Source organism: Bacillus massilinigeriensis (assembly GCF_900111815.1).
Lineage (GTDB): Bacteria > Bacillota > Bacilli > Bacillales > Cytobacillaceae > Mesobacillus_C > Mesobacillus_C mediterraneensis.
Genome location: NZ_LT630004.1, coordinates 746,794 through 767,796, shown reverse-complemented (window position 1 = coordinate 767,796; position 21,003 = coordinate 746,794). Strand labels below are relative to the sequence as shown.

Genomic DNA, 21,003 nt, shown 5'->3' with positions numbered 1-21,003 from the left:
ATTTCAATTCTCCGCTCCCTTCCTACAAAAAAGTATATCATATTCCAACCGTACCCGCGTTTATCTTTACTATGGATGATTCTTCTCCCTTTGCATCTTTCCTTCGAAAGGAAAGGTGAATGGTTTGGATAGGCTCAAACTTCTCCAGCAAATGGGGATGACAAGTGAAAAAGAGTACTTGGTTTCCTGAAATACTTTTGATAAGCTCCATCATCCGCCCTGTTCTCACTTTATCAAAATTGACAAAGCTGTCGTCCAGCAAAAATGGAAATGGGTACTGACTATTTAAAGCCATAGCCAGTGAAAGCCTGATAGAGACATATACTTGCTCAGCTGTTGCCTGGCTAAGCTCATTTGCCGTAAAGCGTGTTCGATGCTTGTCCTCAATCCAAAAACCGCTTCCTGAAGCGCGCGGGATGATTCGTGTGTATTCTCCGTCCGTTAGGAAGCTCAAATGTTCTTCCGCTTTTCGTAGGACTCCGGGAAGCCTTGTTGACTTATACTTTTCCACTGTTTTGGAAAGCAGTTCCTTGGCAATCGCGAGCTTTGCCCACTCCTTTGCTTTTTCTCTGAAGGCTGATTTGTGAAGCCGATACTCATGAAGCCTTTCGCTATATGTCCCTCCTTCTTCGAGTACGAGGATGTTGTGACGAACCCTGGCCAATTGGTCACGCAAGCCCTCCTGCTTCGCATTTAAGCTTTCTATATTCTTTTGAATTATAGTAAACTCTTCGTTAATATCCATTCCTGAAAGAACATCCTTCATTTCCTTCTCTGTTACTCCCAACACGTCCAGTTGAAGAGAAACTTCCTCCAGCCGCCTCCATTGTTCTTTTTGCTGCATCGCCTTATTTCCAGCCTGACGAAATGCATTTTCATCTGAGACAGCGGCAATTTCAAACAGCTCTTTTTTTTCAGAAAGAAGCATTTCTAGTTCTTTAGCGTTTGTCTCCTCTTCTTCCTTCCATTGTGAAAGTTTGGCCAGAACTTCCCTATTGGCTGCATTCCTTTCTGTTTCCCTCCGAACTTTCACTTTCAGGAGTGAGGCAATTTCAAAAAGGTTCCTTCCCTCTCCGGCTAGAACTTCTTCCGATAATTGCTTGAACGCGCTCTCCACATCATCTTGTATAGCAATCAGATTGTCTCTTCTTGTTTGGACTGCGTGCCGTTCTTGAAAAAGCTGCTTCTGCCTTTCCACAAGAAGGAAGGCATCGAAAATCTTCCCGCTGTCAGGAAAATCGTGAAGTTTCAGCTCTGCAACTATTTGCGACTGCTCGTTGTTCAGCTCCACTATTTCCTTTTCCCACTCTTCAAAGGAGCCAATCACACGGTCAAAGCGCTCATTTTGCTGCTCCAGCCTTGCTTTGGCTTCCTCGAGCTTTTTCAATAAGTTTTTGTCACGCTCTACTTTTTCTCTTAACAAACTACCGTCCTGTCCATCGCTTTCTGCTAGCAGCTTTTCAAGCTCCACAAGACGTTCAACCCAGGATTCTTCGCTTTCGTGCGGAGCATGATCCCTGGGGGCGGAAGAGCGAAGGAGCATCAATATTATCATTCCAAGCCCAACTGCACCTACCGCTGCAAGCAGCCATTGCGCTTGGAATATACCCGCACTGAGAATAACAAGGAAAAATATGCCAAATAGAAACAGATTAAGACGATCTCGCTTTTGTCCGTTATTATTTCCAGTTTCACCCTTTATTCCAACAGCTTTTAATAGTCTGTACTCTTCTTCAAGCTTTTCTCTTTCTTTCAGCGCTCGCAGCCTTGCTTCATTCTTATCGTGCAATTTTTCATCTGGAGTTTCCTGCTCTAGCCTGCGAATTTCTTCTTCTAACTGTTTAACTGCTTCGGCCTCTTCTTGAAAAGATTCATCGAGCCGACGTTTTTTTTGTGAGAGAATCTCCTTTTGCTGCTGAATTTCTTCAGCCTTTTCCCTTATATAAAAACCTGTGTTGGAAGAGCTGATATTCTCCTCGGTAAACCTTGTATTTAAAGTATTATTCACTCTCTCGATTTCCGCATCGATTTCTTCAAGCCGTGAGTCGAGCTCCCGCTTTTTCGCTCGTTCCTGCTCATAGAAAGGCAGTGATTCTATTCGTGCCAAAATCTCTGCCTCCCGCACTTGAAAGGCATAGTCTGGACGGGATTTTTCCGCTTCCTTTTCGAGAGCATCAATTTTTTCAGCAAGAATAGCATGCCTCCTTAATAACGGTCGCTCCCTTTCCAGTATAGAGTCCAAGCGGGAAAGACCACCTTCGGGAAATGCCACTGGTTGATCATTAAGGTTTTTTTTCAGTTTGTCTCCTTCCACAATCCATGGCATTGCTTGTTTTAATAATTTAAGTCTCGCCAATCTCCGATTTTTTTGATCCAGTTCATTCTGAATGGAGAATAGCTTCTGCTCATGCTCTTCTTTTTCCTTTAGCAGACGAAGGTATTCAGCACTTTCTTTTTCGGCCTTTTTCAGCGATTCCTGCAGCTCTTTCAGTTCTGTCAACGCTGCATTTAACTCGGGTTTCTTTCCGCCAGGCTTGAACAGCTGTTCCATCCTGCTGACAAGATCGTTTTCGACGGCCATCAGCTTATCCCCCCCAAGCGCTCCGGCTGAAAAGAGGAACCTGCCAAGCTCCTCTCCTTTCATATTGTGGATGTTCTGCAGCCCTTGGAAACCGAAGGAGAAAATCGACTGATAAAAGTTTTTGTCGATACCGCCAAGAAGATTCGCTAACAGTTCTTCTCCACCGATCGTACCGTCAGGCAATGTTACAGTAACATCTCCAATCGCTCTTCCTTTCACCCTTTCGATCACTGCCGACCCAATTGTGGAAAACTCAGCAACAATCATGCCACCATATTTTGAATGTTTTTTCGGTTCATAACGCAGCTCAGCCTGCTGTTTTGTCGGAAAACCGAACAGGATACTATGGATAAAACTCATTATCGTTGATTTACCTGCTTCATTTGCTCCATAAAAAACCTGCACATCCTGAAGGCTTTTGAATGAGACATTTTCCAGCTTTCCATACCCGTAAATATGTATCTCCTGTAATTTCATAGGCTCACATGCCCTCCTCTCGTTCAAACAGTGTAATGAGCAGTTTTTCCGCTTCTTTCAACAGTTCTTTTTCTTCTGTCTCATCCAGCTCGTCTAAATGCCTTCGTGCAAGATTATGGTTGAATAGAGGAGATAGCGTATTAGGAAAGTCATTGTACTCATCGATTACCGTCAGCATTTCCTTGTAAAACTCTCCTTGCAACACGAGTTTTTCCCGTTCATAAATAAAATCGGTTCTATAGGAAAGAGAAGGAATCCAGACAAAATTATCCTCGTCTTTCTCTTCTTCCTGTAGAATTTCTAATAGTTCACCGGTTTCAATTGCTGCCCTAAGCTCCTTGATATCCGTTCTGATGCCTTCAATAGTCAAAGAAAGGATGACCCCTTTTCCTCTTTCACGTTGCCTATCTGCTTCTTCCCTGCAGAGCCGATACAAATCTCCCGCATTTCCCACGCTTGAACCATCTAAGCTGATTTCTGTCCAAATGACATCGTTTGTTTCTAAAAATTGCAGGTCTGTCCCGTTCTCTGTCAATCTTACAAGATAGCAGCCTTTCTTCCCTGTTTCCTTGCGATTCCTTCCTTGAGGGTTACCAGAGTAAATAATCGGAGGGCTTTCTGCAAGCTTGATCCTTTTGTGGATGTGGCCGAGCGCCCAGTAATCAAAGTTCTTCTTCATCAATTCAGAAACAGTAAAGGGGGCATATTTGCCGTGATCCCACTCTCCTTCTGCATGACCATGCAAAATTCCAATATGGTAATCAGCATCATCCGCTTTTTCATACTGATCTGACCATCTATCTGTTACATGCCGCTCAGGGTAGCTAAATCCATACAAATGGGCAGCCGTACCGTCGGCCTTGACGAAACGTTCTCTATGTATCCGTCCTGGAAAAACATGAACGTTTTCCGGCAGCTCTACCTTTGGCCAGTTCCCTCCAAGATGATCATGATTTCCGTGGATAATATAGGCAGGAATACCAGCAGCACAAAGGCGCTCCATCTCTTTTCGAAAGCCCGTTTGCGCTTTTAGACTGCGGTCCGCTCCATCATATATATCGCCTGCAACAATAACAAAGTCAACGTCATGTTTAATTGCTTTATCTACAAGGTTGGCCAGCGCTTTAAAAGTGCTTTGGCGAAGCCTGTTAAAAATAGGCCCAGGCAGTGACTGCAGGCCGGTCATCGGGCTATCGAGATGCAAATCAGCGCTATGTAAAAAAGTAATTTCCTTCATCTTCCCGTTCCTTTCGATGCCTTTTCCTTCATTGTACCATCCAAAAAATACGAATGCACGTTCTATATAAAAAGCTATGCATAGCCTGGGATAGCTCTCGGCAGCTGGAGTGGCGAAATCAACCACTGCATAACAACATAAAAAAAGAACAGCCCAATATGAGCTGCTCTGAATTTCTTTTTCGGATTAAAATTTACTTCCAAGTTCAGCTGCACGCTTGACGGCATCCTCTTTGATTTCGGCAGCTTTATCAGGCATTGCGTTATGCCCTTCAACGAACAAGCCTTCAAGAGATGGAACGCCGAAAAAGCCCATAAGTACAGAAATATAGCGATGACCCATTTCCATTTCGCAAGCAGGACCTTCTGAGTAGAAACCACCGCGTGCTTGGATGTGCAATGCTTTCTTATCTGTCAGTAAGCCGACTGGACCTTGCTCCGTATATTTAAAAGTCTTCCCAGCTACAGAAACAGCATCCAAATATGCTTTCATTACTGGAGGAAATGAGAAATTCCACATTGGTGTTACAAATACGTACTTATCCGCACCTACAAATTGATCCACAAGCTCAGCCAGACGACCTACTTTTTTCTGCTCAGCGGCTGACAAGCTGTCAAACTGAGTTCCTGCAGCTAATTTTCCCCATGCCCCCAGAACATCGCCATCTATTTCTGGAATATACTCTTTGAACAAATCGATTGTTACAACTTCGTCTGCAGGATTAACCTCCTTGTATGATGAAATGAATGCATTACCTGCAGCAATGCTGAATGAGCGATCTTCTCCCATAGGATTTGCAGTAATATAAAGAACTTTTGCCACTGTGATCAACCTTTCCCTTAATTTTTTTCAAATTCGTATATTTTTAAATAAAATATATTTAATTCAAAGTAATCTTATGATACTTTAATGATATTGTCAATCAATTTGTTTAATTTTGATTATCAAGTTATATATTCCCCGTTTCACTAAATAAAAATCCTCCATCATCACTTTCATTAAAACAAAAAGCCTGAAGACAAACTCGACTTAAATCGAATTTATCTTCAGGCTATGCCTCAATAGGATTCCTGACGGTCTATCATTATTTTGTAAGCTGAATCGCCTTTTTAATATCCTTAAAGGAACTTGATTTCCCATACATTAGGACGCCGCCTCGATAGACACGGGCACCAAAAATAGCTAAGACAATGATTGTCGCGATTAGAATTCCAATGGACAGCATTGCTTCCCATGCCGGGATGTTCAGCATGCCAACCCGAAGGAACATAAGCATTGGTGAGAAGAATGGGATATAGGATGTCACTTTCACAAAAGTGGAGTCCGGCTGTCCTAGTCCGAACATCGCCATCATAAATGCCGCTACAATTAATAAAGTCATTGGCGTAATCATTTGCTGTACATCCTCTATCTTGCTGACAAGCGAGCCTAGAAAAGCAGCAAGGGTTGCATAAAGGAAGTAGCCTAACAGGAAGAACACGGCTGCATAAATGATTGTTGCAGCAGGTATGTTTGCAAAACCAAAGAATTCAAAGATTCCGCCTTTCATTGCGTTAAGGTTTTGCTTAGCGGAAACGTATCCCACAACGAGCAGCACTCCGAGTTGGGTGAGCGATAAAAGGCCGACACCAAGGATTTTGGCAAACATTTGTTTAATCGGGGACACGCTTGAAATCAATATTTCCATCACTCTTGAAGACTTTTCTGTCGCCACTTCCATTGCAATCATATTAGCATACATAATGACAGCGAAATAAATCAAAAATAGCAGGACATAGACAAGTCCTCTTGCTTGGTTTAATTCTTCTTCTGTCTTTGCATCCTTTTCAAGCGCCTTCTTATCCAGCTTCACTGGTTCATATAATTTGTTCAGCTGCTGTGGCGTAAGATTCATCTGTTTGGATGCCATCAACGTTTTCATTTGCTGAAGCCCTGTTTCCATATTGCCCGGAACAGAATTATTCGCAATGCTCATGGCACGATAGGAACCTTCAGGCAGATTTTCTGCATTATAATCTAGTTCGATTACGCCTTCAAAGCTTCCCTTCTCCACTTTTTTATCCGCTTCCTTACTAGTTCCTTCAAATGGTACTAGCTTCAAGTCTTTGTCTATCGTCTTCATTTGCGCTTTAAATGGAGCATAAAGCTCATCAGTATGGTCGATGACAGCTATCTTCTCCGTTTCATTTTTATCAAAGCTATCAATCAGTTTTGGAAGGTATGCAAGACCGACCATTATCAATGCTGTAATGATGGTTGTAATAATAAACTGCTTCGTTTTCAGTTTACTGAAATAAGTGTGAAAAAGAATAATAAAAAAATTATTCATAAGAAGCACCTGCCTTTTCTATAAAAATATCATTTAAAGAAGGCTCTTCCAATTCGAATTTCCTGATGAATCCCTTACCGATAATCGCTTTTAGCAGTTCCTCTGCCACGCTTTCTCCAGTAACTTGGAGTGTTATACCCTCTGTTGACTTTCTTGCGCTAGTGACACCTTCAAAATTCTTCAGTTCTGACAAATCGAAATCCGCATGGATTGTTAGGTTTTTTCTGCCGAAGGAACGCTTAATTTCCTTCAATGCGCCATAGACTACAGGTCGTCCTTTCTGCATGATACATAAATGTTCGCACATTTCTTCCACATGCTCCATTCTATGGCTGGAAAAAACAATACTGCTTCCTGCTTCTTTCAGATCGATGACAGACTCTTTCAACTGCTCGACATTCACCGGATCTAGCCCGCTGAAAGGTTCATCAAGGATGATAAGTTTGGGCTTATGTATGACCGCAGCGATAAATTGAATTTTTTGTTGATTCCCTTTAGATAATTCCTCCACTTTTTTATCCGCATATTCCGGTACCCTGAATCTCTCCAGCCAGTAATCCAGTTCGTTTAAAGCATCCTGTTTTTTCATTCCACGAAGCCTCGCAAGGTAGACAATTTGTTCCCTGACCTTCAGCTTCGGATACAGCCCCCTTTCTTCTGGCAAGTATCCGATGAGAGGACTTGTAGAATAATCTATTTTCTTACCGTTCCAAGTAATCCTTCCTGCCGAAGCGTCCATTAGTCCAAGTATCATTCGAAACGTCGTAGTTTTACCTGCTCCATTGGCCCCGAGAAAACCGAACATCTCGCCTTCTGGAATTTCCAATGACAGGTCATCCACCGCAGTAAATTCACCAAACCGCTTTGTCACATTCTCCAACTTTAATACCATGGCCTGAAACCTCCCATTTTTCTCTATTTATCTATTACGATTATCTCGTTAAAAGGTTCCTTTTTCCAGCAATATTTTTCTTTTGCACTATTCGTAAGATTATGCCAGAATAGTGGTAAATATTAAGAATATTAACACAAAGGTGGGGTAAGTTCATGGGGACATACAAATTGACTGCATTCGGGCATAATGGCGAAAAAATGGTGGATGAATCCTTTCAAGCTGAAAATGATGATGCAGCAAAGGAAACCGGTAAAAAGCTTATCGAGGAGAAAAACCTTCAAGATATCACCCATCGGTGTACTTCACCAAAAGGAAAATTAATTCTTTTTCATCCATAACAAGGAAAAAGCAAAGGAACTGATCCTTAAATTCCTTTGCTTTTTCCTATTTTTCCGTAAATAAAGGGAATGAAGCGCTTACGTCATTTTTTATCAGATTAATTTAAAAAATCTTTCTTTTTCTGTAAAAGCTCTCTGCCTTAAGCAAGAGAGCTTTCCTGATGAAAAATTTCTTTAAGCATGCTGATCTTCTTCTCCGTATATTCTTTAAAACTGTCATTGTAAGATTTCGGATCTTTTGGATTAGCAAAATGAGTGATAGCACCGGTTACAGGGTGAATAAACTTGCTTGATGCACCACAGCCCAGGCCAATAATCGTCTGTAATTCCTCCATAATCAGGATATTATATAAGCTTTCTTGTCCCGGCAAAGCATATCCCACGTTTTCAAGGTTTCCTAGAATATTTTTCTGCCTGTAGAGGTAATAAGGATGATAACCATGATCTGCCGTCCATTCTTCTGCCAGGTTCATCATTTCTTCTATTTCTTCCCGTCCAGCAACTTTGTACTTCTCTTTATTTTTTGTCATTTCGGATGCCCGTTTGAAAGATAGCGTATGAACAGTCAACGATTCTGGCATCAGCTTTTTCGTTTCATCCAATGTATGCTGAAACTCTTTTGCCCCTTCCCCAGGCAAACCGATGATCAAATCCATATTAATATTGTTCATGCCTTGCGAACGAGCGAGATGATATTTTTCTATCGTTTCTTCCACTGTATGATGGCGGCCGATTGCTTTCAGCGTTTCCTGGATATAAGATTGGGGATTAATCGAAATTCGGTCGATATTCCACTTATTTAGGACATCGAGTTTTTCCGAGGTGATTGTATCAGGACGGCCAGCTTCTACTGTAATTTCCCTGATATTTTTCACATCTGGAAAAGATGTGTACATCTCTTCATAAAGCATGTCCATTTCTTGTGCGGTAATGGATGTAGGCGTTCCGCCACCATAGTATACGGTCGTGATTTTTACACCGTTTTCTTTCAGCCAGCGCCCGATTTCACGCATTTCAAAATGGAGGCCGCCAAGAAAACTGTTAACAGAGCCCTGTCGTCCATTAATCGCATAAGCAGGGAATGTACAGTAGGCACATTTTGTAGGACAAAACGGAATTCCAATATAAATGCTGACCTCATCCCTTAAATGATATAAATCCGGAATGGCAAGAAGCTGCCTATCGACGATTTCCTGCATCAGTTGTATTTTTTCAGGAGTAATCAAGTACTCTTCAGCCAGCATCTTGTGAGCATTATCCATCGTCTCGCCATGCTGGAGGCTCTTATGGAGAAGCTTTGTAGGTCGTACACCAGTCAAGATGCCCCATTTCTGGATGATGCCTGTCCATTGTTGAAGAACGGTCAAGTATGCATGGGAAACAGCTTTCTTTATTGTTTTTGATACTTCCTTATCTGTCAGGCATTCAGGCAGGCTTTTTTCATATGCAGCTTGATATGCAAGTCCATCAGCTGTAAGGGCTGCCTTCACGCTTACCGAATCTTCGTGAATCACAGTAAACACAACCTCTGCTTCCGGCATGGCATCCTCTCTGCGGAAAGCCACTTCTGGCTCTTCAAAAAACAAATTTGTTATTAATTGGAGCGGCCTCTTGAACTTTTCTTCATTCAAGCCATCTATTAAAATACGCAATTGTAATCACCTTTTCATTTATGCTGTATTCAGTTTACAGAATGTCTTTTGCAAGGTCAACACTATGAAAAAGCAGACAGCAAAGACCCTCTCCACTAAAAGGAGAGGGTCTGCATTTAGTTCTTGATGATATTCATCTTTCTAAGGAAAGAAATTGGATGCTGTTTTCGAAAATGCTCTCTCACCATATAGGCAACTCCTTGCTGAGTATTAGATCTTGTCACCCAGTCTGCTGCTTTTTTCACTTCCACTGGTGCATTTCCCATTGCGACTCCAAGGCCGCATGCCTTAATCATTTCAATGTCATCCATTCCATCACCAATCGAAACCATTTCCTGCAAGGAAACGCCAAGATGGTCACTAAGAGTAAGCAAGCCATCTAACTTTGAAACACCTTCGGGAATGATATCGAGCCTGAGAGAATTCAGTCTCGTCAGGGATATCTCCGAAAACATTGACTGCAGCGCTTTCGAGGCATCCTCTAAATCATCTTCATATTCAAAATAAACTTCGATTTTCGGAGCAGCAACAGGTTCATTGACAATTGTTTCACTGATAGAATCTACGAACTGCTGGGAATAAAACAGTGGATCACCTGTTGTAAACACAGTCCTTGCTAGGAGATTATGATTCAATTTATACTTGTTCGCTAGAGAAAATTGATCATGTACAATTCTGATTTGACACGGGAAACCTTCTAAAAACCGGATTACCTCGTATGTGACCTCCCCTGACATTTTTTTAGCCGAAAGAGGCTCCTCTGCTTTTCCTCCACTGACGGTGGCTCCTTGATGAGTAACAAGCAGGGAATCTATTTTTAAAGCCCTTGCGATTTTTTTTGCGGAAGGAAAGCTTCTCGCTGTTACAAGGGTTACATAGACGCCTTTTTGCTGTACATACGATATAGCCTCGCGTGTCGTTTTATGGATCCTGCCATTCGGCTGAAGAATGGTACCATCGACATTTAAGGCGAGAAGACGGTAGATCATGGCACTGCCCCCTTTTCTTTGATGTTTTTCCCCCTACCTCACTTTTATGTTGCTTGCATAAAGATTAGAACAAGTCCTTCCTGCTATCTCCACATACAAAAAGCCTCCGTCATATGGAGGCTGCTGCAAAAGATTTCAGTAGTCCAACCAAATGCCTGAGGCTTTTTTAAATATTATTGTTGTTGAGGATTACCATACAGTTCTTCAAGCGGCTTCATGATGATCTGGTTCAATTCAGCGATTACCATGCTGAGATGCTGTTCAGCCTTCATGAGTTCCGAAATCTTTGGATGAGACTGGACAACTGCCACCAATTGCTGAGCCTGTTGCACTTCCTGTTCCGTAATTTCCTGTCCCGTCATTTGTTTTTGCTGAAGATGCATTTGGATGTTACGGAAATCTTCAAAGGTCTGCCGAGCGCTCTCATCATTGTTTACTTCATCAAAAAGCCGTTTTAAGCTGGTAAATTCAGCGCTTTCACGGATTGCTTTACCCATTTCATTTGCAGAATCGTATAAATTTACTGCCATTGGTACCACTCCTTTTCCACTCGAAATTCCACTAAACTATACCAGACTATTCCTTCAAAAGCGAGGAGTGAATGGTGCACCCCCGCCGAGCATCTTTCATACTATATGGCAGCAGCCCAGAAAAGAATGACAAAAACCAAAAAGAATGAGGAATGAGCATGAAGTCCGAAGTACAATCAGACAATGAGGAAAAACTTCCAATCATCGCTGTTCTCGTCCAAGTAAAAGGCGGTGACCAAAGCTCTCCCAATTTCGGCAATTTGCACTCGTTCTGCATCGAACTTAGCCTGCATGCAATAGATGCTGGAATCCTGCTATACGTTTTCACTCTTGACGGTATTGCCGATGATGGCATCAATGGTTACCGCTTAGAGAATAGGCAATGGGCGAAAGAATTACTCCCTTATCCAGATATTGTCTATAACCGTCTCTACTCGCGAAAAACGGAAACTGGGAAGAAGTTTTCGAAATTTCTCAAACTTGCTGCCCATCAGGATATTGTTATTTTCAATAGCCATTTTCTTCATAAATGGGAGGTCCACCAGCTTCTGTCCAAACACGAAGGCTTAGAATCCCATTTGCCGGAAACCTCTCTATACTCCCCCGAAGCGCTTTCTCGGATGATGTGCTCGGGAAAAACAGTTTACCTTAAACCGATTCATGGGAGTTTAGGGAAAAAAATCATCCGGCTGACAAGCAACGAGGATAACATCATCGCTGATTTTTCGGCATTCCCAAACGAGAAAGAAAGAATTTTTCCCACTGTTAAGGAAGCAGCGAACATTCTCCCTTCCCTCCTTGGAAGAGAAATTTTCATTATCCAAAGAGGAATTCCTTTGATCACGCAAAATGGGAAACCAATTGACTTTCGTGTACTTTGCCATATAGATTCCTCCCTCATCTGGAAGACAACTTCTATTATTGCGAGAATTGCAGGTGAAGGTGATATAACCTCCAATTTGTCTAGAGGGGGAAAAACCGAAAAGCCAATAAAAGTTCTCCTTCCTTTATTCGGCAGGGAAAAATCCACAACCATCTATAACAATATGAAAAAATTTGCGATTGCTGTTTCAGAAATAATCTCAGAGCATTGTTCAGGCACATTTGGAGAGCTAGGCGTCGATATCGGTGTAGATGTGGCAGGAGAGATATGGTTAATAGAAACGAATAGCAAACCCTCCAAAAACTTTCCGATGAACGACACAAGAATAAGACCATCTGCTAAATCAATTATTGAATGTTCAAGAGGCCTATACAAAAAAACGAGGTGGTAGCATGATAACATTCGGCATTCTTTCCCTTCAGCCCGGAAGTGAAAATCAATATTTCACTGAAATTGCAACGCGTTCCTCGTTATTTGGGATGGAATGTTACCGGTTCATTCCCTCCAATATTGATCCTATTACCAATCGGGCAGCCGGAGAATTATTTGATGTGCAGCGCCAAGAATGGATACAAGCGGATTTTCCAATACCTGAAATCCTTTATGATCGCTGCATTTACATCGGTGACCATCATTCAAAACGGAATTTAGCGATTGTCAAATGGCTGAAAAACCTTAACAGTACGCTTTTTCTCGGTAACGGTTTACCCGGAAAATGGTCGCTTTATAAGGCACTAGCAGTATCCTCTCTTCGGCCTTACGTTCCGGAAACGAAAAAATCGGATACCGCGTACGGTGTTCTTTCTTTTCTGTCAAAAAACAAAAAAATCATCCTAAAACCAATATTTGGCCATGCAGGCTCCGGTATTGTCACATTGGAAGAAAAAAAAGAAGCAATAACCGTGTCAGCAGATACAAGAGAAGGGTTCCTGCAATCCACCTTTCCAAATCGACATGCAGCGGAGCAATGGATTGAGAAACATATCATCTCAAGACCCTATCTTATGCAACCCTTCCTGGTGCTGACAGACAATAGGAATCGCCCTATGGACATAAGGATATTCCTGCAAAAAGATGAGTATGGCCGCTGGAGGGAACGCGGCCGAGCAATTCGTACAGGCAGAGACAATGGAATTCTTTCTAATCTAGCAGCAGGCGGAAGCATTCAAAATTTCAGAGAATGGGAGAAAGACCTCTCCCCATTTTCAAGAAACTTCCTTTCTTCCGAAATGGATTTACTAGTTTCTTCCTTAACCAAAATCTTGGAAGACAGCTTTCTCCCGTTATTTGAACTTGGTATTGATATCGGTGTAGGAAAGGATTTATCTCTCTGGATTCTAGATGTGAATTCTAAACCCGGAAGAAAAGTAGTGGAAATAACAAACGAAGAGATAAAAGATGCACTATACAAAGCTCCGCTTGCCTATGGAAGGCTTCTTGTCGATCAGAAAAAGAGAAAGGAGAATGGCCTTGAAAAAACGTTATCGGCTCGAGACGAATGACCTAGCAAAAAGTAAAGTGTATTGTCCGAGAGTACTGCTGACAGAAAAAGCTAGACGAATCAGCTTTGGAAACAGAGTGGTGGATACAGCTATTCTTCCTTACGACGGAACAAGAATTATGATAGGCAATGATATAGCAAACCAGTTGAATTATCCCTCTGGGATCATGCAGCTTTATTCTTTCCTCGATAAGGGCACCTTGTACATCGGTCCTTTGATTGGAGTCCTGACATCGGGGTTCACTCCATTCCCGACAAGACCCGTAGGAGAGAGATCCTCTTTCTTTTACAAGCTCCTTTCCTCAAGCAGGGAGGCTGGAGTTTTCGCGTTTGTTTTCGGCAAGGAACATATCGATTGGGAACAGGGTACAATCAATTGCTACACCATCATTAATTCGGAGTGGACTAGAATGGAAGTTCCCTTTCCTAATGTCATCTATGACAGGCTTCCTAACAGAAAAGCAGAAAAAGACACTGTTCATAAGGATTTAAAACGCCGCTTTGAAACCGATTATCTCATTCCATTTTACAATCCTGGCTTCTTCAGTAAGATGGAAGTTTATGAGAGGCTCTTTCAGGAACAATCGGCAGCTGCATTCCTGCCTGAGACCCATCCTTTTTCCTCATTTGCTCTTATGGAACGAATGCTATCTTCCTATGGCCATATTTATGTTAAACCAATGAATGGTAGCCTCGGCAACGGTATCCGGCAGATTATTTACAACAAACAGGACGGAACTTACTGCTGCCGTTTCCGGAATGAATCAGATGGAAAGAACAAACTGCTGAAATTCGATAGCTTGGAGTCGCTTTGCGAAAAAGTATTCAACGGTCGTACTCTTCCAAGAATGCTTGTGCAGCAAGGGATCTCGATGCTGCGCCGTGAAAACAGACTTATTGATTTTCGCGTCCATACAAACAAAGATGGCGAGGGCAAATGGGTGGTAGCAGCAATTGCTGCAAAAATCGGTGGTCTTGGAAGTCCGACTACCCATGTAAATAACGGTGGTGAGGTCAAACCACTTGGTGAGCTTTTTGAGTTAGAGGATGAAAGAAGAAAGCATGAAGAAGCACTGTCCCATGCTGCTTTAACACTAAGCAAGGCACTGGAAAGGAATATGGAGGGCTTTATAGGGGAAATCGGTTTTGACTTCGGAATTGACAAGGAAGGGAAAGTTTGGATGTTTGAAGCCAATTCAAAACCTGGAAGATCCATTTTTAAAAATCCAGCTTTAAAAGAATTCGATATCCTTACAAGGAGATTATCGCTTTTATACGGAATTTACCTTGCGGAAAAAGCAATTCTGCATCCCGAGGAACTTTTTCAATGAAAATCTACTACGATCCATGGCAGGAAGGCTGGTACCATCAGGATGCTGCAAAGGGAGATGTATTTTTTGGAGCAATATCTTCAAGACTGCCCTTTGTGACAACTCCGCGCGGGAAAAACCTATCCTTCGAGATTTGCTTCGATGAAGAGAAAAGATCAGCAGGTCCATTGATTGGTATCATGACCGCCGGGCAGGAGGGCAAAAGTATTCCAGGTAATTCACCGATGTTCATTTCCATTCATCATGAAGCAGTGCGTCAACATGGGTTATCGATTGTATTCACTCCCCCGGCTGTCGCCCAGCATGGAATCACGGGATATATCTATATGGACGGTAAATGGGCAAAGGTTAAAGCACCGCTGCCTAATGTTGTGTACAACCGTATTCCATGCCCATCCGAGGAAAAGACGAATGTTTTTCGCTGTGCAAAAGAAATCCTCGACGAGTGGAGAGTTCCCTTCTTCAACCCATCCTTTATCGACAAGCTGGAATTGTACAATGCTTTTCAAAAAAATACCTTTCTCGCCACTACCATGCCAAAAACGATAAATGTCAGCAAGAAAGAAGACTTAGAGAGCTTCCTTGAAGAAAACAGCCGTGTCTACTTAAAAAAACGGCTATCTTCACGAGGCAAAGATATGTATGCCTTACGTCTTTGCAATCGAGCCATTGAAATGCTGAGCCACAATGGAAGCACAAAATATCAGTCTTTCCATGCCTTCTGGGAGCAAAACAGCACCAGGTTCCTCGATTCCGGTTACATCGCACAGCAGGAGGTATCACCATCCCTTCTAAATGGAAGAAGATATGACTTCCGCGTACATGCCGTCGACGGCCCTAAAGGATACATTGTTACGGGCGTCGGCATTAGACTCTCACAAAAGCAAAACCTTACTACTCATATTCCAAACGGCGGGATTCTTTTCCCTTATGAACCAATCAGGACTAGAGAGCATGACCGTTTTTTTGAAAAAGCGGTTCAAGAGGCAGGAAAACTTCTTGCTGCAGAATTCGGTTATTTTGGTGAATTTTCAATGGATGCAGGACTATCTGTTCATGGTGAGTATGTCATTTTTGAGATCAATTCAAAGCCGATGATTTTCGATGAAACGGAAATAGAACAGAAAAGAGTGGAACTTCTTACTCGACTCCTTTTCAAAAGAGCTGGTTTCTGATGATTTCCTCCGCCATTCCCTGTACAATGGGAGTGGGAGGGGAATACCATGATACAACATTTTCAATTCACGCCGCTTTACGAAAATAACGAATTACCCGGCTGGAATTTTTCTTATTATTTTAAAAGGGTCAAGTATACTGGCATCTATCAGTCAGATGGGAAAATATTTTGGAACTCTCCTGCTCCTTGTGCAGAAACTGAAGAGCTTTTGAAATCACAAATCCATGAACTAATGCTTTTCCACGTTTATGACAATTAAAAAGGCGCCAATCATCTCGGCGCCTACCTGCTTTTTACAATCATATTAACAGCTTCTTGTATTGCATCCTCGGCATTTTTGCCTTCTTCATTCGCTTCCCTTATACATGATTCCAGGTTTTTTGCAACGATAAATCCAATTGCCCGATCTACAGCCGAACGGACAGCGGACAATTGCGTTACAACATCCTTGCAATGATTTTCTTCTTCCATCATGCGAATGACTCCTCTGACCTGGCCTTCCAAGCGTTTCAAGCGATTTTTCATCTCCGGTGTATAATCCATCATTCAACACCCCTTTCAAAATGCCAGAAATAGTATATATCTGCATCCCGATTCGCGCTATTATCTGCAAGCGGACAAAATGCGCAGTCGTATCATAGCAATCTTTACTGCTATAATAATAAAATAAGTTGAACCACATATCAAATTAAAAAGAGGATTGCCATGATCAATAAACTCCACCAACATTTCCAAAACAGTATGATATCGGATTCTCTCCCCCATCCCCTTCTAGATTCAGTCCTGTGGTTAAGAGAAAAAAAAGGAACTCAATGGCTCGGTATACCAAAGGAAGAACTCCAAGAGGGGCAGTACGAATTGCTCAAGAGTCTTTTTGAGATTGTAGAAAACAATTGGCAACATGGCAAAAGTGAAACAGCGAAAGCTTGGCTTGAGTACCTTTTCAGCGATGGGCCTCTTCCTCGCAGTGTTACGGACAATACACGGATCATCCAGATTTATACGAAATCTTCTTTTGACAGCAATGAATTCTGCTGTGCGCTGGAGGCATTTTTTCAGGGTGCTACTGTCATTTGGATTGACAGGCAGCATGCGGTCATTGTGGAAGCAGCTGATTTTCTATTTAATGCAGAAGAAGAATTGTACTCCATTGCAACTGCTCTTGAGAATGATTTTTATGTAAAAACCTTTCTCTTTGCAGGTAAAGTACATAAGCACTCGCCTTCGTTAAAATCACTATTTTTACTGGAGCGCGACCTTTTTCACACTGCACTTCGCCACCATCCAGACGAGCGTGTATTTTCCCTTGAAAAAGCTGTTCCAGCAGCCGTAGCGGACAACTTGCCGCAAGGTTTGAAACAAATTGTAAGTGGAATTTTTACCAACATTTTTGAAGAAGACCCGGAAATGAGAAAAACCCTTCTTGTCTTTCTGCAAAGCGGTTCCAACGTTTCGCTTGCAGCAAAGAAGCTGTATATTCATCGCAACACACTGCAATACCGGCTTGAAAAATTCTCTGACAGAACAGGAATCAGTCTAAAAGACTTTAACAGCAGCTTTACCATTTATCTTGGCTGTCTGCTTGTCCGCTAAGTCAGCAAATTGCCTAAAGCGTAAAAGGTCAATTTTGTGCAGTTTGCCGATGTAAAAATAGCGTTATTTTCATAAACTAATGTTAGTAAATGAACTTGACGCTAGGAGAGATAAATTATGGCAGAACTGAAACTAGAAAACATTTATAAAATTTATGATAACAACGTCACTGCTGTCAGCGATTTCAACCTGCATATCCAGGATAAAGAGTTCATCGTATTCGTTGGCCCGTCTGGATGCGGTAAATCTACCACCCTTAGAATGATTGCCGGTCTTGAAGAAATATCCAAAGGCGACTTCTATATTGACGGAAAACGCGTGAATGACATACCTCCAAAAGACCGCGATATTGCAATGGTTTTCCAAAACTATGCACTGTATCCGCATATGTCCGTTTATGACAACATGGCATTTGGCCTGAAGCTGCGTAAATTCCCGAAGGAAGAAATCGACAGCCGTGTGAAGGATGCAGCTAAAATTCTTGGTCTTGAAGCTTATCTTGACCGAAAACCAAAGGCACTTTCTGGTGGTCAGCGTCAGCGGGTTGCACTCGGAAGGGCAATTGTAAGGGATGCAAAGGTATTCCTTATGGACGAGCCTCTATCTAACCTTGATGCGAAGCTTCGAGTTCAGATGAGAGCAGAAATCGCAAAGCTTCATCGCAGGCTTAATACAACTACAATCTATGTAACTCACGACCAGACAGAAGCTATGACAATGGCGACACGCCTTGTCGTCATGAAAGACGGCATCATTCAACAGGTTGGTGCTCCTAAGGATGTTTATGAGAATCCTGAAAATGTCTTTGTTGGCGGCTTTATTGGTTCTCCGTCGATGAATTTCCTTACAGGGAAACTGGCAAATGGCAAATTTGTAACAGGTGCAACTAGCATTGCTGTACCTGAAGGCAAATTGAAAGTGCTTCGCAGCAAAGGGTATGATGGCAAAGATATTATCATGGGAATCCGTCCAGAAGACTTGCACGATGAACCGTTATTTATCGAAGCATCCAAAGGCACTGCAGTGAAATTACACGTTGATGTCGCAGAACTTCTCGGTGCAGAAACAATGGTGTACACAACGGTCGAGGGCCAGGATATTGTTGCAAGAGTAGATTCCCGTACTGACATCAAGCCAGGGGAAACTCTTGAGCTCGCATTTGATATGAACAAAGCTCACTTCTTCGACTCAGAAACCGAAGTGAGAATCCGACCATAATAGAAGTGACAAAAAGGCTGTTGGCTGTTGGGCATTCCAACAGCCTTTTTTGCTTGTGGAATGGTAATGCATCATTCTTTAATAAGTTTTACTTCAGCCGCACCGCAGTTCCGGCAAATAAACAGATGCGGGCACTTTCCCTCCCTCTCATTCCGAGGGAATCCGTCTTCCATTTTCATCATATCTATTGGCATATAGGGACTGTAATCATCATAGTATTCCGCTTCTCTCCCGCTGTTCACCATGCTGGTACCACAATTTGAACATGGAATGCTTATTTTTTGAAAACCATTACATAGCGGGCACATAGACATTTCTCCCATCCTTCCTCTCACTCTTTCCCTCTTATTGTCCGCAAGCGTTACTCTCTTATGCATAAATCAAATCAGACCAAGGAATGAATTCCCATATTAACGATCCGTATAACTTTTTTTAAAAAAACCATAATACTTAGTACAGCAGTAATACTCCAAATATGGGCCTTGCAGGCTGCAGCGGCATTTGCCGCATTGGTTCGAATCCAGATTGGCCCAAACAACTAGAAAAACACAAAGGAGGAAAAACTAATGGCTAGAAGTAATAACTCTAATCAATTGTTGGTTCCTGGTGTTGAACAAGCTCTTGATCAAATGAAATATGAGATTGCTCAAGAGTTCGGAGTAAACCTTGGAGCTGAAACTACTTCCCGAGCTAACGGCTCTGTAGGTGGAGAAATCACAAAACGCCTTGTGAGCATGGCTCAACAGCAACTGGGCGGTTTCCAGCGTTAACATTTAACAAAAGAATAGAAATGGCTAAGCCCCCTTTTTAGCAAGGGGGCTTTTTATTAAATCATTTTCTCCGGCTTCACCCATTGCTCGTATTCTTCATCAGTTAAATATCCCGTATTAATTGCAGCATCTTTCAACGTCAAATTTTCTTTATATGCTAACTTGGCAATTTCCGCTGCTTTTTCGTATCCTATATGGGAATTTAAAGCCGTTACGAGCATTAATGATGTTTCTAAATTACGGCTTATCGTTTCTCTGTCGGCTTCAATGCCAGTAACACAGTTTTTGTTAAATGAATCCATGCTGTCTGCCAGAAGATTAATGCTTTGAAGAAGATTATGAATGATGACAGGTTTAAAAACATTTAGTTCAAAATTCCCTTGGCTTGCGGCAAATCCAATTGTCGTATCATTCCCAAAAACTTGGCAACACACCATTGTGAGCGCTTCACTTTGCGTCGGATTTACTTTACCCGGCATAATAGAGCTTCCAGGCTCATTGGCTGTAATCGTTATTTCGCCAATTCCACTTCTTGGACCACTTGCAAGCCAACGTATATCGTTTGCTATTTTCATCAAGTCGGCTGCAAGTGCTTTTAACGCACCATGTACATGGACCACTTCATCATGAGACGTCAGGGCCTGAAATTTGTTTTTCGAACTGCAGAATTCCATTTTTAAATCCTTTGAGAGGACTTTTGCCACTAATGGACCAAAGTCTTTCCCTGCATTAATTCCCGTACCGACTGCAGTACCGCCGATGGCCAGTTCGTTTAAATATTTTGCCGCTTCTTTAATCATGCTTTCATCTTTGTCCAGCATGGAGCGCCACCCGCTAATTTCTTGAGCCAACGTCAAAGGTGTTGCATCTTGGAGATGCGTTCTTCCTATTTTAATAACATCATGAAATGTTTGTTCTTTTTCCAGCAGTGTCTGCCTTAAGCTTTTCAGTGCAGGCAATAGTTTTTTTTGTATTTGAACGGCAGCAGCAATATGCATAGCAGTTGGGAAGGTATCATTGGAGCTCTGTGACATATTGACGTCATCGTTGGGATGGACGTTTGAGTTTGTTAGAAATTCATTTGCCCTCCGTGCCACTACCTCATTGACATTCATATTGGATTGCGTCCCGCTTCCTGTCTGCCAGACAACAAGAGGAAAATGGCTGTCGAACTTTCCAGCAATAATTTCTTCACACGCTTTTTCAATCGCTGTCTTTTTCTCACTCGAAAGCTTGCCAAGCCGGTGGTTCACCTCTGCCGCAGCACGTTTAATTCGTGCAAATGCATAAATCACCTCTAATGGCATTTTTTCAGCACCGATTTTGAAATTCTCTTTACTGCGCTGTGTTTGGGCACCCCAATACTTTTCAGAAGGCACTTTTACTTCCCCAAGTGTATCCTTTTCCAATCGATATTCCGTCATAATAATCCCTCCTGCTACCCGTTTATCCTTTTCACCTCAAGGATAATCCATTTGAAATCGTTTTCATATTTAGTTGCT

20 protein-coding genes are annotated in these 21,003 nt (G+C 42.2%); 9 read left to right on the top strand and 11 right to left on the bottom strand.

What is annotated here, in order from left to right; genetic code table 11:
• Window positions 1-37: 37 nt before the first annotated feature.
• From BQ5796_RS04135 to BQ5796_RS04115, 5 genes are all read right to left on the bottom strand, one after another.
• Entirely contained in the window at window positions 38-3,058 is a 3,021-nt protein-coding gene (locus tag BQ5796_RS04135) for an AAA family ATPase (RefSeq protein WP_071459068.1), read from the bottom strand.
• A gap of 4 nt (window positions 3,059-3,062) precedes the next feature.
• Window positions 3,063-4,421: a metallophosphoesterase family protein gene (locus tag BQ5796_RS04130; protein ID WP_234969300.1), complete on the bottom strand. Its 1,359-nt coding sequence runs from the start codon at window positions 4,419-4,421 to the stop codon at window positions 3,063-3,065.
• Window positions 4,422-4,481: 60 nt separating this feature from the next.
• On the bottom strand, window positions 4,482-5,117 hold the full coding sequence (locus BQ5796_RS04125; protein WP_071459066.1) for an FMN-dependent NADH-azoreductase: 636 nt from the start codon (window positions 5,115-5,117) through the stop codon (window positions 4,482-4,484).
• Window positions 5,118-5,379: 262 nt separating this feature from the next.
• On the bottom strand, window positions 5,380-6,624 hold the full coding sequence (locus tag BQ5796_RS04120) for an ABC transporter permease (protein WP_071459065.1): 1,245 nt from the start codon (window positions 6,622-6,624) through the stop codon (window positions 5,380-5,382).
• Window positions 6,617-7,516 carry an ABC transporter ATP-binding protein gene (locus tag BQ5796_RS04115; RefSeq protein ID WP_071459064.1) on the bottom strand — a complete coding sequence of 300 codons (900 nt, stop codon included), beginning with the start codon at window positions 7,514-7,516 and terminating at the stop codon, window positions 6,617-6,619. The genes BQ5796_RS04120 and BQ5796_RS04115 overlap by 8 nt, the downstream gene beginning before the upstream one ends.
• 155 nt (window positions 7,517-7,671) lie before the next feature.
• On the opposite strand from BQ5796_RS04115, the gene BQ5796_RS04110 reads away from it, so the two are divergent.
• Complete coding sequence (locus tag BQ5796_RS04110) at window positions 7,672-7,857, top strand: YhzD family protein (protein WP_071459063.1); 186 nt, start codon at window positions 7,672-7,674, stop codon at window positions 7,855-7,857.
• A 140-nt stretch (window positions 7,858-7,997) separates the two neighbouring features.
• Here BQ5796_RS04110 and BQ5796_RS04105 read toward each other — a convergent pair whose 3' ends face one another.
• The 3 genes from BQ5796_RS04105 to BQ5796_RS04095 all read right to left on the bottom strand — a co-directional run bounded on the left by BQ5796_RS04105 (window position 7,998) and on the right by BQ5796_RS04095 (window position 11,028).
• A complete protein-coding gene (locus tag BQ5796_RS04105) occupies window positions 7,998-9,509 on the bottom strand; it encodes a coproporphyrinogen III oxidase (RefSeq protein WP_071459062.1) in 1,512 nt (503 codons plus the stop codon).
• 116 nt (window positions 9,510-9,625) lie between these two features.
• Window positions 9,626-10,498, bottom strand: a complete 873-nt coding sequence (locus tag BQ5796_RS04100; RefSeq protein ID WP_071459061.1) for a Cof-type HAD-IIB family hydrolase — start codon at window positions 10,496-10,498, stop codon at window positions 9,626-9,628.
• Between the two features lie 173 nt (window positions 10,499-10,671).
• Complete coding sequence (locus BQ5796_RS04095) at window positions 10,672-11,028, bottom strand: YlbF/YmcA family competence regulator (protein ID WP_071459060.1); 357 nt, start codon at window positions 11,026-11,028, stop codon at window positions 10,672-10,674.
• 158 nt (window positions 11,029-11,186) lie between these two features.
• Here BQ5796_RS04095 and BQ5796_RS04090 point away from each other — a divergent pair, with 158 nt between their 5' ends.
• The 5 genes from BQ5796_RS04090 to BQ5796_RS04070 are packed head-to-tail and all read left to right on the top strand — an operon-like array spanning window position 11,187 to window position 16,179.
• Entirely contained in the window at window positions 11,187-12,302 is a 1,116-nt protein-coding gene (locus tag BQ5796_RS04090; protein ID WP_071459059.1) for a YheC/YheD family endospore coat-associated protein, read from the top strand.
• A 1-nt stretch (window position 12,303) separates the two neighbouring features.
• Complete coding sequence (locus BQ5796_RS04085; RefSeq protein WP_071459058.1) at window positions 12,304-13,413, top strand: YheC/YheD family endospore coat-associated protein; 1,110 nt, start codon at window positions 12,304-12,306, stop codon at window positions 13,411-13,413.
• Entirely contained in the window at window positions 13,382-14,743 is a 1,362-nt protein-coding gene (locus BQ5796_RS04080) for a YheC/YheD family endospore coat-associated protein (RefSeq protein ID WP_071459057.1), read from the top strand. The genes BQ5796_RS04085 and BQ5796_RS04080 overlap by 32 nt, the downstream gene beginning before the upstream one ends.
• Window positions 14,740-15,918, top strand: coding sequence for a YheC/YheD family protein (locus tag BQ5796_RS04075; RefSeq protein WP_074033890.1), 1,179 nt, complete (start codon window positions 14,740-14,742; stop codon window positions 15,916-15,918). Before BQ5796_RS04080 ends, BQ5796_RS04075 begins: the two co-directional genes overlap by 4 nt.
• Window positions 15,919-15,966: 48 nt before the next feature.
• On the top strand, window positions 15,967-16,179 hold the full coding sequence (locus BQ5796_RS04070) for a YheE family protein (protein ID WP_071459056.1): 213 nt from the start codon (window positions 15,967-15,969) through the stop codon (window positions 16,177-16,179).
• A gap of 23 nt (window positions 16,180-16,202) precedes the next feature.
• Here BQ5796_RS04070 and BQ5796_RS04065 read toward each other — a convergent pair whose 3' ends face one another.
• Window positions 16,203-16,463, bottom strand: coding sequence for a metal-sensitive transcriptional regulator (locus tag BQ5796_RS04065; protein WP_071459055.1), 261 nt, complete (start codon window positions 16,461-16,463; stop codon window positions 16,203-16,205).
• A gap of 162 nt (window positions 16,464-16,625) precedes the next feature.
• On the opposite strand from BQ5796_RS04065, the gene BQ5796_RS04060 reads away from it, so the two are divergent.
• The gene (locus BQ5796_RS04060; RefSeq protein ID WP_071459054.1) at window positions 16,626-17,513 is read left to right on the top strand and encodes a PucR family transcriptional regulator; all 888 of its coding nucleotides are present in this window, start codon (window positions 16,626-16,628) and stop codon (window positions 17,511-17,513) included.
• A 117-nt stretch (window positions 17,514-17,630) separates the two neighbouring features.
• On the top strand, window positions 17,631-18,731 hold the full coding sequence (locus tag BQ5796_RS04055; protein WP_071459053.1) for an ABC transporter ATP-binding protein: 1,101 nt from the start codon (window positions 17,631-17,633) through the stop codon (window positions 18,729-18,731).
• Between the two features lie 71 nt (window positions 18,732-18,802).
• On the opposite strand, the gene BQ5796_RS04050 is transcribed toward BQ5796_RS04055, so the two are convergent.
• Complete coding sequence (locus tag BQ5796_RS04050; RefSeq protein WP_346190277.1) at window positions 18,803-19,066, bottom strand: hypothetical protein; 264 nt, start codon at window positions 19,064-19,066, stop codon at window positions 18,803-18,805.
• A gap of 231 nt (window positions 19,067-19,297) precedes the next feature.
• Here BQ5796_RS04050 and BQ5796_RS04045 point away from each other — a divergent pair, with 231 nt between their 5' ends.
• Window positions 19,298-19,501, top strand: coding sequence for an alpha/beta-type small acid-soluble spore protein (locus BQ5796_RS04045; RefSeq protein WP_071459052.1), 204 nt, complete (start codon window positions 19,298-19,300; stop codon window positions 19,499-19,501).
• A 56-nt stretch (window positions 19,502-19,557) separates the two neighbouring features.
• Here the strand turns inward: BQ5796_RS04045 and fumC are convergent, their stop codons facing one another.
• The gene (gene fumC, locus BQ5796_RS04040; RefSeq protein ID WP_071459051.1) at window positions 19,558-20,925 is read right to left on the bottom strand and encodes a class II fumarate hydratase; all 1,368 of its coding nucleotides are present in this window, start codon (window positions 20,923-20,925) and stop codon (window positions 19,558-19,560) included.
• Between the last annotated feature and the right edge of the window lie 78 nt (window positions 20,926-21,003).

Bases quoted from the DNA above. Each gene is read 5' to 3' on its own strand.
- BQ5796_RS04115 (WP_071459064.1), bottom strand. From the start codon at position 7,516: ATGGTATTAAAGTTGGAGAATGTGACAAAGCGGTTTGGTGAATTTACT.
- BQ5796_RS04135 (WP_071459068.1), bottom strand. From the start codon at position 3,058: ATGAAATTACAGGAGATACATATTTACGGGTATGGAAAGCTGGAAAAT.
- BQ5796_RS04075 (WP_074033890.1), top strand. From the start codon at position 14,740: ATGAAAATCTACTACGATCCATGGCAGGAAGGCTGGTACCATCAGGAT.
- BQ5796_RS04085 (WP_071459058.1), top strand. From the start codon at position 12,304: ATGATAACATTCGGCATTCTTTCCCTTCAGCCCGGAAGTGAAAATCAA.
- BQ5796_RS04065 (WP_071459055.1), bottom strand. From the start codon at position 16,463: ATGGATTATACACCGGAGATGAAAAATCGCTTGAAACGCTTGGAAGGC.
- BQ5796_RS04120 (WP_071459065.1), bottom strand. From the start codon at position 6,624: ATGAATAATTTTTTTATTATTCTTTTTCACACTTATTTCAGTAAACTG.
- fumC (WP_071459051.1), bottom strand. From the start codon at position 20,925: ATGACGGAATATCGATTGGAAAAGGATACACTTGGGGAAGTAAAAGTG.
- BQ5796_RS04055 (WP_071459053.1), top strand. From the start codon at position 17,631: ATGGCAGAACTGAAACTAGAAAACATTTATAAAATTTATGATAACAAC.
- BQ5796_RS04090 (WP_071459059.1), top strand. From the start codon at position 11,187: ATGAAGTCCGAAGTACAATCAGACAATGAGGAAAAACTTCCAATCATC.
- BQ5796_RS04095 (WP_071459060.1), bottom strand. From the start codon at position 11,028: ATGGCAGTAAATTTATACGATTCTGCAAATGAAATGGGTAAAGCAATC.
- BQ5796_RS04060 (WP_071459054.1), top strand. From the start codon at position 16,626: ATGATCAATAAACTCCACCAACATTTCCAAAACAGTATGATATCGGAT.
- BQ5796_RS04070 (WP_071459056.1), top strand. From the start codon at position 15,967: ATGATACAACATTTTCAATTCACGCCGCTTTACGAAAATAACGAATTA.
- BQ5796_RS04110 (WP_071459063.1), top strand. From the start codon at position 7,672: ATGGGGACATACAAATTGACTGCATTCGGGCATAATGGCGAAAAAATG.
- BQ5796_RS04100 (WP_071459061.1), bottom strand. From the start codon at position 10,498: ATGATCTACCGTCTTCTCGCCTTAAATGTCGATGGTACCATTCTTCAG.
- BQ5796_RS04045 (WP_071459052.1), top strand. From the start codon at position 19,298: ATGGCTAGAAGTAATAACTCTAATCAATTGTTGGTTCCTGGTGTTGAA.